The sequence below is a fragment of the Phytoactinopolyspora alkaliphila genome (genome assembly GCF_010550695.1).
Taxonomy (GTDB): Bacteria; Actinomycetota; Actinomycetes; order Jiangellales; family Jiangellaceae; genus Phytoactinopolyspora; species Phytoactinopolyspora alkaliphila.
Map to the genome: position 1 here is coordinate 1 of NZ_JAAGOB010000001.1, position 11,762 is coordinate 11,762.

14 protein-coding genes are annotated in these 11,762 nt (G+C 68.4%); 11 read left to right on the plus strand and 3 right to left on the minus strand.

The genetic code is table 11. The features are described from left to right. Nucleotides 1-273: 273 nt before the first annotated feature. From rpsO to G1H11_RS00015, 3 genes are all read left to right on the plus strand, one after another. Complete coding sequence (gene rpsO / locus G1H11_RS00005; RefSeq protein WP_174257271.1) at nucleotides 274-588, plus strand: 30S ribosomal protein S15; 315 nt, start codon at nucleotides 274-276, stop codon at nucleotides 586-588. A gap of 244 nt (nucleotides 589-832) precedes the next feature. Next, the gene (locus G1H11_RS00010; protein ID WP_343074778.1) at nucleotides 833-3,061 is read left to right on the plus strand and encodes a polyribonucleotide nucleotidyltransferase; all 2,229 of its coding nucleotides are present in this window, start codon (nucleotides 833-835) and stop codon (nucleotides 3,059-3,061) included. Then, entirely contained in the window at nucleotides 3,058-4,377 is a 1,320-nt protein-coding gene (locus tag G1H11_RS00015) for an insulinase family protein (RefSeq protein ID WP_163814895.1), read from the plus strand. Before G1H11_RS00010 ends, G1H11_RS00015 begins: the two co-directional genes overlap by 4 nt. Nucleotides 4,378-4,390: 13 nt before the next feature. On the opposite strand, the gene G1H11_RS00020 is transcribed toward G1H11_RS00015, so the two are convergent. Then, the gene (locus tag G1H11_RS00020; RefSeq protein WP_163814897.1) at nucleotides 4,391-4,861 is read right to left on the minus strand and encodes a TrmH family RNA methyltransferase; all 471 of its coding nucleotides are present in this window, start codon (nucleotides 4,859-4,861) and stop codon (nucleotides 4,391-4,393) included. 91 nt (nucleotides 4,862-4,952) lie between these two features. On the opposite strand from G1H11_RS00020, the gene G1H11_RS00025 reads away from it, so the two are divergent. The 4 genes from G1H11_RS00025 (at nucleotide 4,953) to G1H11_RS00040 (ending at nucleotide 7,251) form a co-directional block, all read left to right on the plus strand. Then, complete coding sequence (locus G1H11_RS00025) at nucleotides 4,953-5,279, plus strand: nuclear transport factor 2 family protein (RefSeq protein WP_163814899.1); 327 nt, start codon at nucleotides 4,953-4,955, stop codon at nucleotides 5,277-5,279. Nucleotides 5,280-5,341: 62 nt separating this feature from the next. Then, the gene (gene dapB / locus G1H11_RS00030; RefSeq protein ID WP_163814901.1) at nucleotides 5,342-6,082 is read left to right on the plus strand and encodes a 4-hydroxy-tetrahydrodipicolinate reductase; all 741 of its coding nucleotides are present in this window, start codon (nucleotides 5,342-5,344) and stop codon (nucleotides 6,080-6,082) included. Then, nucleotides 6,079-6,579 carry a hypothetical protein gene (locus tag G1H11_RS00035; protein ID WP_216843285.1) on the plus strand — a complete coding sequence of 167 codons (501 nt, stop codon included), beginning with the start codon at nucleotides 6,079-6,081 and terminating at the stop codon, nucleotides 6,577-6,579. Before dapB ends, G1H11_RS00035 begins: the two co-directional genes overlap by 4 nt. A gap of 81 nt (nucleotides 6,580-6,660) precedes the next feature. After that, nucleotides 6,661-7,251: an ASCH domain-containing protein gene (locus G1H11_RS00040; protein WP_163814902.1), complete on the plus strand. Its 591-nt coding sequence runs from the start codon at nucleotides 6,661-6,663 to the stop codon at nucleotides 7,249-7,251. A gap of 3 nt (nucleotides 7,252-7,254) precedes the next feature. Here G1H11_RS00040 and G1H11_RS00045 read toward each other — a convergent pair whose 3' ends face one another. Beyond that, nucleotides 7,255-7,806 (minus strand): GNAT family N-acetyltransferase, encoded by a 552-nt coding sequence (locus G1H11_RS00045; protein WP_216843286.1) that lies wholly within the window; start codon nucleotides 7,804-7,806, stop codon nucleotides 7,255-7,257. Nucleotides 7,807-7,981: 175 nt separating this feature from the next. Continuing rightward, entirely contained in the window at nucleotides 7,982-9,169 is a 1,188-nt protein-coding gene (locus tag G1H11_RS00050) for a nitric oxide synthase oxygenase (RefSeq protein WP_216843287.1), read from the minus strand. A 319-nt stretch (nucleotides 9,170-9,488) separates the two neighbouring features. Between G1H11_RS00050 and G1H11_RS26220 the strand changes: the two genes are divergently transcribed. The 4 genes from G1H11_RS26220 (at nucleotide 9,489) to G1H11_RS00070 (ending at nucleotide 11,744) form a co-directional block, all read left to right on the plus strand. Next, nucleotides 9,489-10,130: a PrsW family glutamic-type intramembrane protease gene (locus G1H11_RS26220; protein ID WP_163814906.1), complete on the plus strand. Its 642-nt coding sequence runs from the start codon at nucleotides 9,489-9,491 to the stop codon at nucleotides 10,128-10,130. Continuing rightward, nucleotides 10,127-10,477 (plus strand): PrsW family intramembrane metalloprotease, encoded by a 351-nt coding sequence (locus G1H11_RS26225; RefSeq protein WP_163814908.1) that lies wholly within the window; start codon nucleotides 10,127-10,129, stop codon nucleotides 10,475-10,477. The genes G1H11_RS26220 and G1H11_RS26225 overlap by 4 nt, the downstream gene beginning before the upstream one ends. Then, complete coding sequence (locus G1H11_RS00065) at nucleotides 10,474-10,632, plus strand: hypothetical protein (protein WP_163814910.1); 159 nt, start codon at nucleotides 10,474-10,476, stop codon at nucleotides 10,630-10,632. Before G1H11_RS26225 ends, G1H11_RS00065 begins: the two co-directional genes overlap by 4 nt. 137 nt (nucleotides 10,633-10,769) lie before the next feature. Continuing rightward, nucleotides 10,770-11,744 carry a substrate-binding domain-containing protein gene (locus tag G1H11_RS00070; protein WP_163815833.1) on the plus strand — a complete coding sequence of 325 codons (975 nt, stop codon included), beginning with the start codon at nucleotides 10,770-10,772 and terminating at the stop codon, nucleotides 11,742-11,744. The last annotated feature ends 18 nt before the right edge of the window (nucleotides 11,745-11,762 follow it).

The following is an 11,762-nucleotide window of genomic DNA, read 5'->3' on the forward strand; positions in this document are numbered from 1 at the left end:
CAGAAATCGTGCTCCCACCGCGAATCAACCGCCAAAACTCACGCCGCACCTGCACCGGAATCCGCGGACGCCCCATCCTGCAACACCTCCGAAACACAGGGTGTTGCGTTCACCACATGAACCCGAGCCTGGTGAAGCACGAGAAAACATAGTTAACATGATCATTTGGCCAGGGGCAGGTGGTTGGCGCGCAGCGATTCGTCCTGGACAGCACCTCGCTGGTACCCTTGGCCCTGCCGTCAGAACGGCCGCGGACAAAGAGAGCTCCGGTGGATGTGCCCGGTGGCGCCGCGCAACAACTGTACGAGAGGGAGTCACGTGTCGACTGACACTGCGACCAAGCAGAAGATCATCTCTGAGCATGCGCGTGCCGAAGGCGACACCGGCTCGCCCGAGGTGCAGGTGGCGTTGCTGACCCACCGGATCAACCATCTGACAGAACACATGAAGGCGCACAAGCATGACCACCACAGCCGCCGTGGGCTGCTGTTGCTGGTCGGCCAGCGGCGCCGGCTGCTCAACTATTTGAGCAAGACCGACATCTCCCGCTACCGGGCGCTGATCGAGAAGCTCGGCCTGCGGCGATAAGCCGATGCGTCAGGGAGCGGTCTCCCGCTACGGGAGCCGCTCCTTTGCCGTATCCGGCCACAACTGAATACAACAGGAACACACAGGGTTGCCGGTTCCGGAAGGACCCAGGAAACGCAGGAGCCGGTCCTCGGTTGTGGCCCTCGGGCTTGAGTAGTCCCGGGCGCCTCCATCGAAGACCGGCGAAGTGACGCGGACCGACCTGAACCCGTCTGGCAATCCGCGACCAACAGGAGGATGGCCCGTGACGGGTCCCCAGATTCACTCCGCCGAAGCCGTGATCGACAACGGTCGCTTCGGCACTCGCACTGTTCGTTTCGAGAGCGGCCAGCTGGCCCGCTTGGCGGCCGGTTCGGTCGCCGCGTATCTCGACGACGAGACCATGCTGCTCTCGGCGACCACAGCCTCGAAGCAGCCGAAGGAACACCTCGACTTCTTCCCCCTCACGGTGGACGTGGAAGAGCGCATGTACGCCGCGGGACGGATCCCCGGCTCGTTCTTCCGCCGCGAGGGCCGGCCCAGCGAGGAGGCGATCCTCACCTGCCGGCTCACTGACCGCCCGCTTCGCCCCACGTTCGCGCATGGACTGCGCAACGAGGTCCAGGTCGTCATCACCGTGATGTCGCTGCATCCGGACCACATGTACGACGTCGTGGCCATCAACGCCGCGTCGGCGTCCACCCAGCTGGCCGGCTTGCCGTTCTCGGGCCCCATCGGTGCCGTCCGGGTGGCCTTGATCGAGGACCAGTGGGTCGCCTTCCCGCACCACTCGCAGCTGTCCGACGCCGTGTTCGACATGGTGGTCGCCGGTCGCGTGCTGCCTGATGGCGATGTCGCCATCATGATGGTCGAGGCCGAGGCCACCGCGGAGACGTATCGGCTGGTCCAGGAAGGCCGGACCGCTCCGACGGAGGAGGTCGTCGCCGCCGGGCTGGAGGCGTCGAAGCCGTTCATCACCGCTCTGGTCACCGCTCAGCAGGACCTCGCCAAGCAGGCGGCGAAGCCGACCGCGGACTTCCCCGTCTTCCTCGACTACACCGATGACCTGTACGAGGCGGTCGACACAGCCTCGCGCTCTCAGCTCGCCGAGGCGCTCACCATCGTGTCGAAGGCGGAGCGTGAGGCGCGCCTGGACGACATCAAAGCCGAGGTCAAGGCCTCGCTCGCCGACCGGTTCCCGGATCGGGACAAGGAGATCAGCGCGGCGTTCCGGTCGCTGACCAAGTCCGTCGTCCGGGATCGGGTGCTGCGCGACGAGGTCCGCATCGACGGCCGCGGGCTCACCGACATCCGGAGCCTTTCCACCGAGGTCGGCACCATCCCGCGGGCGCACGGTTCCGCGGTGTTCGAGCGTGGCGAGACGCAGATCCTCGGCGTCAGCACGCTGAACATGCTGAGCTTGGAGCAGAAGCTGGACACGCTCTCCCCGGAGAAGTCCAAGCGGTACATGCACAACTACAACTTCCCGCCCTACTCGACCGGTGAGACCGGCCGGGTGGGCACGCCCAAGAGGCGCGAGATCGGGCACGGAGCTCTGGCCGAGCGGGCGCTCCTGCCGGTGCTGCCCTCCCGCGAGGAGTTCCCGTACGCCATCCGGCAGGTATCCGAGGCGCTCGGGTCCAACGGCTCCACCTCCATGGGCTCGGTGTGTGCGTCGACCATGTCGCTGCTCAACGCCGGCGTGCCACTGCGGGCGCCGGTGGCGGGTATCGCCATGGGCCTCATCTCCGGTGAGGTCGAGGGGGAGACCCGGTACGTCACGCTGACGGACATCCTGGGTGCCGAGGATGCCTTCGGTGACATGGACTTCAAGGTCGCCGGTACCCGCGAGTTCATCACCGCGCTTCAGCTGGACACCAAGCTCGCCGGCATCCCGGCGTCCGTCCTGGTGGGTGCGCTGAGCCAGGCGCGCGATGCCCGGCTGACCATTCTGGACGTGATGGCGGCGGCGATCTCGGAGCCGGACGAGATGAGCCCCTACGCGCCGCGGATCATCACCATCAAGATTCCGGTCGACCAGATCGGTGCGGTGATCGGCCCCAAGGGCAAGATCATCAACCAGATCCAGGACGACACCGGTGCGGAGATCGCCATCGAGGACGACGGCACCATCTTCATCGGTGCCGAGGGCGGCCCGGCCGCCGAGGCGGCCCGCAAGGCGATCAACGACATCGCCAACCCGACCATGCCGGAGGTCGGCGAGCGCTACCTGGGCACCATCGTGAAGACGACGAGCTTCGGCGCGTTCGTGTCCTTGCTGCCTGGTAAGGATGGGCTGGTGCACATCTCCAAGCTGCGCGCGCTGGCCGGCGGCAAGCGGGTCGAGAACGTCGACGACGTCGTCTCCGTGGGCCAGAAGCTGCAGGTGGAGATCAGCGAGATCGACGACCGCGGCAAGCTGTCCCTGTCGCCGGTGGTCGAGGAGGAAGCCAGCGCCGAGGCGCCGTCGGAAGCGGTCGCGGACGCCGAGTGACACGCGTCGAGACCAGCACGCTGCTGGGGGAGGACACCGGCGCCTTGGTGCGCCGCAGTGTCCTCCCCGGCGGCTTGCGCGTGGTGACCGAAGCCGTACCCACCGTCCGCTCGGTGGCCATCGGCGTCTGGGTGGGCGTCGGCTCGGTCGACGAGGCTCCTGAGCAGGCAGGTTCCACGCACTACCTGGAGCATTTGCTGTTCAAAGGCACGCCGAAACGTAGCGCGCTGGAGATCTCGTCGGCCGTCGAGTCCGTCGGGGGTGACATCAACGCGTTCACCGCCAAGGAGTTCACCTGCTACTACGCCAGGGTCCTGGACACCGATCTGCCGCTGGCCGTCGACGTGGTCGCCGACATGCTGACCTCGTCGCTGATCGAGCAGGCGGAGGTGGACAGCGAGCGCGACGTCGTGCTCGAAGAGATCGCGATGCGCGACGACGACCCCACCGACGCGGTCCACGACCTGATCGCCGGGCGGATGTGGGGCGACGCCCCGCTCGGGCGGCCGATTCTCGGCACGGTGGACGGCATCGCGAACATGCCGCGCCACACCATTCACGACTACTACCGGCAGCATTACCGGGCGCCGAACATCGTGGTCTCCGCGGCCGGCAACCTGGAACACGACGCCGTGGTCAAGCTCGTGCTGGATGCGTTCGCGGTGAACGGCTTCCTGGCCACCGATGCCGCACCTGCTCGGCCCCGTATCGGCGGCGTGCCGCCGGAGGTGCGCACCGGTGTGTCGCTGCTTGAGCGGCCCACCGAGCAAGCGAATCTCCTGCTGGGCATACCCGGCATGAACCGTAACGACGATCGCCGCTTCGCCCTGGGGGTCCTCAACGCGGCCCTCGGCGGAGGCATGTCCTCCCGGCTGTTCCAGGAGATCCGGGAATCACGCGGGCTGGCGTACTCGGTGTTCTCCTTCGCGGCTCAGCACGCTCCGACCGGCTTGTTCGGTGTGTATGTCGGATGCCAGCCGAAGAAGGTCGACCAGGTTCTCGACCTGACGCGTTCGATCCTCGCCGACGTCGCGGCGTCCGGCATCACCGAGGACGAGCTCCGCAACGGCAAGGGACAGGCCCGCGGTGGCCTGGTGCTGGGCCTGGAGGACACCAGCGCGCGGATGAGCCGGCTGGCCAAGGCCGAGCTGGTGTACGACGAGCTGCCCAGCATCGACGAGCTGCTTGCCCGGATCGACGCGGTGACCATGGACGATGTCCGGGACCTCGCCGCGAGTATGCTGTCCGCCGCGCCCGCGCTGGCCGTCGTCGGACCCTTCGACGACGCGTCGCGATTCGAGGCCGCCCTCGCCTGACTCGCCACCCCGATCACGGGGGCGGGGGAGGTGCGAAGCCGTGCTGGCGCCATGCCTCGTACGCGGCCACCGCGGCGGAGTTCGAGAGGTTGAGCGAGCGGCGGCCTTCCAGCATCGGGATACGCACGCTGGCCGTCACCGCGGCGTCGCGGAGCACGTCGTCGGGCAACCCCGTGGGCTCGGGACCGAACAGCAGGACATCGCCCTGGGCGTAGTCGACGTCGGTGTAGGAGACGTCGCCGTCGGCCGTGAACGCGTACACCGCAGCCGGCAGCAACACCGCCCATGCCGCGGCGAGGCTCGCGTGCACGGTGACGTTCGCCAGGTCGTGGTAGTCCAAGCCCGCCCGGCGCAGCTTGGCGTCGTCGAGATCGAAGCCCAATGGCTCGATCAGGTGGAGGTGCGCCCCGGTGGCGGCCACCATCCGGATGGCGTTTCCGGTGTTGGGCGGAATCCGTGGCTCGTAGAACACGATGTTGAACACCGGGGGATTCTCTCGTATCGGGCGACAGCGCGGGCAGGGGAGCCTAGGCTGGCTCACTGGCAAGACCCCGCGAACCACCAGTGAGGATCTCATGACACCACAGCTTCCCGCGCCAGTCCAGCGATTCATCGACGCGGTCAACGCCGGCGACACGGATGCCTTCCTCGACGGGTTCAGCGGCGGGGGCCTGGTGGAGGACTGGGGCCGGGTCGCCGTCGGCCGCGAGCAGATCCGGCTCTGGAGCGATCGTGAGTTCGTCGGCGCCAAAGGCACCATCACACCCACCGCCGTGCAGGCCGGCCCTGGCGAGGTCACCATGGACGGTGACTGGTCGAGCAACCACTTCCACGGATCGAGCCGCTTCGTCTTCAACTACGACGACGTGGGAGTGACGGCCATGCGGATCACCGCGGATTGACGCCACCTGCGACCGCGCGCCCCGGCGAGCCGGGTCCGCCCACCGTCGGCGAGACTAGAGGCATGAGTATTCGGGTCGCCGTGATCGGCGCGGCAGGGCGGATGGGCAGCGAGGTGTGCCGGGCGGTCGAGGCCGCCGAGGACCTTGAGCTGGCGGGCGGCTTCGACGTGGGCGACGAGCTGGGCGATCTCGGCGGGGCACACGTGGCGGTCGACTTCACGGTCCCGGATGCGACTCTGGACAATGTCCTGCACTGCGTCGGCCGTGGGATCGACGTCGTCGTCGGAACCACGGGATGGGATGATGATCGGCTCGCCACCGTACGAGGCGTGCTGGACGCGAACCCTGGTACCGGGGCGCTGATCGCTCCGAACTTCGCGCTGGGCGCCGTGCTGACCATGAAGTTCGCGGCCGAGGCAGCGCGCTTCTACGAGTCCGTGGAGATCGTTGAGCTGCACCACCCGGACAAAGTCGACGCTCCCAGCGGCACGGCGGTTCGTACCGCTGAGCTGGTCGCGGCCTCACGCCGCGAGGCCGGGGTCGCTCCGGCTCCGGACGCGACCGCGAGCGGTCTCGCGGGTGCCCGCGGGGCGGAGGTGGACGGTGTTCCGGTTCACGCGGTGCGCCTGCGAGGCCTCGTCGCGCACGAGGAGGTCCTGCTGGGCTCGGTGGGAGAGACGCTGACGATCCGGCACGATTCGTTCGACCGGGTCTCGTTCATGCCCGGTGTCCTCATCGGGGTGCGCGAGGTCGGTCGTCATCCCGGGCTGACCGTCGGCCTCGAGCACTACCTCGACCTGTGAGCCACGAGGCGGGCAACGGAGCCGGGGGACACCGGCAGCGGCCGGGCCGGGATCGCGCGTGGGCCGTCGGCATGACCGTCCTGGCGGCGGCGTTCCTGATCCTCATCGGGTGGCGTGGGTTGTTGCTGCTGCGCACGGACTCCGCGGTGGCCGTGGGTATCGGCGTGGCCGTCGTTGTGGTCACCGTTGTGGGCGCCTGGGTCCTGTGGCGTTCCGTACTGTTCGGCTGGCGTATGCAGACCCTGGCGCGGATCCTCGAGGCCGAGGGAGGGCTTCCGGCCGACGAGCTTCCGCGCCGGCCGAGCGGCCGGGCTGAACGCGATGCCGCCGACGCCTTGTTCGCTCGGCGGCAAGCGGAGACGGAGGCCGCACCGGAGGAGTGGCGCACCTGGTTCCGCCTCTCGCTGGCTTACGACGACGCCGGCGACCGGGGCCGTGCTCGGGAGGCCGCCCGGACCGCGTTCACCCTGTACCGCGACAGTCAGGGCCGGCTATAGCCATTCAGCCTCGGCTGACGGCTGCGGCGGCATGCCCGAGCGGACGGTCCCGGTGCAGTGGCCCCGGCGCTATGCTGAGGCGTGCTGTTCGAGAAACGGTTCTGGGTTGGCGTCGCCGACGGTTCGATCACCGTGACCTTTCGCCGCTGGCTGCGGCCGCAGGTGCTGGCCGGCCGTTCCTACCGGGCGGCCGGCACCATCATTGACGTCGTCGCCGTGGATGTGGTGGATTTGATGGCGATCACCGACGACGACGCCAGGGCGGCAGGCTATCCGGACGCCGTGAGCCTGGTGGATGACCTCCGGGGCGACGCGAGCCGGGACACCTATCGAATCGAGTTCCGGCCGTCCACGAAGCCCGATCCGCGGGCCGCGCTCGCCGCCGACGCCGACCTGGACGACGGCGACGTCGCGGAGATCAGCCGGCGGCTGGACCGGCTCGATCGTGCGTCGGCGTACGGCGCGTGGACTCGTCAGACGCTTCAGCTGATCGCCGCGCATCCGGCGCGCCGGGCTGGCGACCTGGCCGAGATGGCCGGAAGGGAGCGTACTCCCTTCAAGCTCGACGTGCGCAAGCTGAAGAGCCTCGGCCTGACCGAGAGCCTGGAGGTCGGCTACCGACTGTCGCCGCGCGGACGCGCGTACCTGGACCGCGTTGGTCTCCCGGCTTGACGATCAGGGGGAGATGTCTGCGTGCAGGCGGATCTGGCGGAGCGTGGCGGCGCCGTCGCCGGTGAGGTCGAGGGTGCGGTGGGCGCTGTCCGGCGCCCAGCCGGCGGACTCCAGGAAGCCGCGCAGGTCATCGTCTCCGACGACGAGCCACACCCGCGCGCGCATGAACCCGTCCGCTCTCAGCGTGTCGACGGCGGCCGTCACCAGACGGGATCCGTGTCCTTCGCCGCGCGCATCGGGATCGACGTGGAAGGCGACGACCTCGCCGTCGTCGGGACCCGCGTCGGGGTCCTCCGACGGCGCGGTGGCCGCGAAACCGGACACCCGGCCGTGGCCCAGGGCCACCAGCACGCGATGCCGGGCGGTCGGAGGGCGCATGACGGCGTGACGCCACGTCTCGGCGAAGGTGGTGGCGTCGATCTGATTGAGAAGAGCCTGGGGGAGCAGCTCGGCGTAGGACCGCATCCACGCCCTGGCCTGCACCTGCCCGATCGCTTCGGCATCGGCGGCCCAGGCGATTCGGACACTCTTGTCGGCCACAGGTTGATCGGTCACATACAACACCCTAGGGACAGCGATGCCCGAGTGGTTGACCGGGTAGTTCGTCGTCCTTTGCAATGCGCACAGATACGCACCTACGCCTGAAGTGCGCACACGTAGGCATCACCAACGCTAGAGGGCCGATGCGTATCTGTGCGCATTGCAAAGGGTCGCCAAGAAGGGCCCCGCGTCAGGCGGCGGTGTCGGATGCCGCGGTCCTCCGGTGGGGGCAGCCGTTGCCCCAGTCGGTGGTGGGCGGCTCCCACGGCTCGGCGGCGAGGAACCCGGGCAGGTGCACCGACTCGTCGTAGTAGTCGTGATAGACGGGCAGCGTCGCACCTGACATCGGCGGCACCACCCACGACCACTCGGCCGTGGGGACTCGTCCTGCCTTGCGCTCTTTCGTCACGAAGGCCATGAAGCGCTCCGACTCGGCGTGGTGGTCGGCGATCTTCACCCCGGCCTCGTCAAAGGAGGCGAGTACCGCTCGGTTGATCTCCACCAGGGCGCGGTCCTTCCACAGGCTCCGGTCGTCGGTGACGTCGAGGCCGAGCCGGCGGCCCACCAGCCGGAGCATGTCGTACCGGTCCGGGTCCACGAGATTGCGCGACCCGATCTCAGTGCCCAGATACCAGCCGTTGAACGGCGCCGTTGCGTAAGTAATCCCGCCGATGCGCAGGGGCATCGAGGAGATCGCGGGCACCGCGTGCCATCTGAGTCCGAGCTCGGCGAACCACGGCAGCTCCGGGTGGCTGAGCTCGACCTCGAGAACCGCGTCCTCGGGGATGTCGAAGACCGTGATGCCGTCGCCTGCGGTCTCGATCACCAGCGGAAGGACGTCGAACGACGATCCCTTGCCGGACCAGCCGAGGCTCTCGGCCCAGCTGGTGAACGCTTCGTATCGTGGGTCACCGACGATAGCGGCACCCTTGCGGTGGCCGGCGTAGCGGACCAGCTGCTCGTTGCGGATCCGCGGCGCGCTCCGCCCCGGCTCGTCCGCGCCGAAGATGGTGATGACCGGGCGGATACGTCCGCCGTTCGTGGCCAGCCGGAGGTGTTCGACGCATTCGTTGGCCACGGCGTCCGGGCGGCGTACGTGCCGGCGGTCACGGACCACCAGGCTGCGCCAGTAGAGACGGCCCATGCAGCGGTTGGCGTTGCGCCACGCGACGCGGGCCCCGAACTCGAGCTCGGCGGTGGTGTGACTGAATGCCCCTCGCTCGGCGTGCTCGCGGACCGCGGCCGCCAGCCGGACGAACGGATCGGGCGCTGACGGATCCTCCGCCGCGCGTTGTTGGAAGAACGTCTCCGCCTCATCGAGATCGAAATCCCGTTCCGGTGGAAGAGGAAGCCCACGTTGCCCGCCATCGGTTGTCACAGACGCCTCCTTCGCAGTGCGCGCACCAGCGAAGGTCGAGTCCGTGGTCACCCTGGGAAGACTTTCCCCTCCGCCCCGGTGATCACTATGCCACGGAATGTCGCATTCCGTAACAGAGCGTCGCATCGTCCGAACGGACGAGTTGCCCGCGCGAAAGGACGAGGTCGCATCAACGGCCGGGCCTGGAGTGGCTCGCTGGACGTGATCTTGCTCCCTGCGCGGAGAAAGTGGACAAATAGGTCATCTAGGATGTTCGTTGCTCCGGTGGCACACAGTTGTGACGATATGGTCGGCGGACGAGCCGGATGGGAGGCGAGACGTGGTCGTGTCGGCGGACCAGCGTGTCCATGAGCCGTTCTCCCGTCAGCAGCGGCGATGGGTGTTCTGGCCGATTCTCGGCATCGTCCTCGCCTCGGTGTGCGGCATCGCGGTCGTCGGGATGGCCGTGAACGAACTCTCGGTGAACGTCGCGGTGGCCGCCGGCTTCCTGGCGCTGGTCCCGGTGATCCTGCTCGCCGGCACATTCCTCTGGCTCGATCGCTGGGAGCCGGAGCCGGGCCGCACGCTGCTGTTCGCCTTTCTGTGGGGCGCCGGAGTGGCCACTCTTGGGGCGCTTCTCGTCAACTCGGCCGTCGGAGTGACCTACGGTCCGGCGGCCTCGGCCGTAGTCTCCGCGCCCTTGGTGGAGGAAGCCCTCAAAGGGCTGTTCCTGGTCGGCTTGCTCTGGTTCAATCGCCGGCAGCTGGACGGTGTAGTGGACGGCGTGGTCTACGCGGGCATGACCGCCGCTGGGTTCGCCTTCGTCGAGAACGTGTTCTACCTCGGCCGCGCCTTCGAGATCGACTATTACGACGGCTGGTTCACGTTCGTGTTGCGCGGGGTGGTGTCGCCCTTCGCGCATCCTCTCTTCACCGTCTTCATCGGACTGGCCGTCGGAGTCGCTGTCGCCGACGTGGCATGATTCCCGCCCTGGTCCTTCCGCTGGCCGGTTACGCCATGGCGGTCACCGTGCACGCGATATGGAACGCGGCTGCCGTCTGGAACGACGGCAGCGCCTTCTACTCCATGTATGTGATGGTCATGGTCCCTCTCTTCGTCGCGCTCGCGGTGCTGGCGTTGTGGCAGCGCCGCCGCGAACGCCGGATCGTCGCCGAGCACCTGCCGAGTTCGCCGCCGCCGGATGGATCGGCCGGGGCGAGGTGCCGTGGCTGGCCTCGATGCGGGCGCGACGCCGGTGGAGACGCGCAGCACGAGCCAGGGGCGGTCGCCGTGCGGACGACGCTGTCCGGCAGTATCAGACGGCCGTGACCGAGCTCTGCTTCCTGTCCGACCGGATCTCCCGCGGGCTGGTCGGTCACGACGCTCCTCGCTGGCACGCTGAGATCATGCACGAGCTGGCCGACGCCCGGACCCGTGCCCTCGGCGGCGCGGAGATGGTCAGTGCGGAGGTGGCCAGGCCATGACGGAGCGCCTGACCGGGATGCCGCGCGTGGTGTGCCTGCCGTGCGCCGTACTAAATCGTGTTAGGTAGGCTTGCGGAGGCGATCCTGTCTAGTGCCAGAGCGGAGGGTAAGCGTTGGCGCGACCCACCATCCGAGATGTGGCCAAGGCGGCGGGCGTCTCTCCTGCCCTGATCAGTCTTGCGCTGAACGATCGCATCGGCGTAGCTCCGGAGACACGGGCGCGGATCCTGGAGATCGCCGACGAGCTGGGTTACCAGGCGCACCCGCATGCCAAGGCGCTGCGCACCGGCGAGTCGAACACCCTGGCGCTGGTCATCCGCAACTTGCAGAACCCGTTTTTCGTGGACGTCGTGTCAAGCGCTCAGGCGGCGGCGAGCGCCCGTGGATTCACGATGCTCATGGTCGACTCCGACTACTCCCGCAAGCGCGAGCGCGAGCACATCGAACGCCTCGCTGCCCAGCGCGTTTCCGGCCTGGCGATCGCACCGGTGGGCGGCGGCTCCGCGATCGAGCGATGGCTGGAGCTGTGCCCGGGTAAGCCGACCGTGGTGCTGAACGCCTCCACTCCGTCGTTGTCCGGCGTGAGCCGGGTCTCGCCGGACAACGAGTCGGCTGTCCGCCTGGCTGTGCAGCATCTGGCTGCCCTCGGGCACCAGCGCATCGCGTTTCTCACCGCGCCGTCCGACGTCGTCGCCGACGACGATCGCCTGCGGGCGTTCTCCGCGGTGGTCGACCAGCACGCCTTGACGCCGTTCCCCGTGGAGACGCCCCTGACCCTCGACGGGGTGTACCACACCATGCTGGGGCTCTTGTCCGCCTCCACGCCGCCGACCGCCGTGATCACCAACTCCGACTTCACCGCGCACGCGGTCTACCTGGCGGCGCGGACCGCGGGCTGCCGGGTAGGTGAGGACATCTCCGTGATCGGGCATGACGACCTCCCCACGTCGGCTCTGCTGAACCCGCCGCTCACCACCATCCGGCTCGACCGCCGCGCGGTGGGGCACGCACTCTTCGCCCGGCTCCTCAGCAATCGCACATTGGCCGACCACCGGGAGCCGGTCGAGCTCGTGGTACGAGGCTCGACCGGCCCGGTGCCGACGACGTCATGACCCGGACAAGAGGGACAG

What these genes read in the sequence shown, in the direction of transcription:
- rpsO (WP_174257271.1), top strand. Translation starts at nt 274, where the DNA reads ATGTGCCCGGTGGCGCCGCGCAACAACTGTACGAGAGGGAGTCACGTG.
- G1H11_RS00025 (WP_163814899.1), top strand. Translation starts at nt 4,953, where the DNA reads ATGACACCACAGCTTCCCGCGCCAGTCCAGCGATTCATCGACGCGGTC.
- dapB (WP_163814901.1), top strand. Translation starts at nt 5,342, where the DNA reads ATGAGTATTCGGGTCGCCGTGATCGGCGCGGCAGGGCGGATGGGCAGC.
- G1H11_RS26225 (WP_163814908.1), top strand. Translation starts at nt 10,127, where the DNA reads ATGATTCCCGCCCTGGTCCTTCCGCTGGCCGGTTACGCCATGGCGGTC.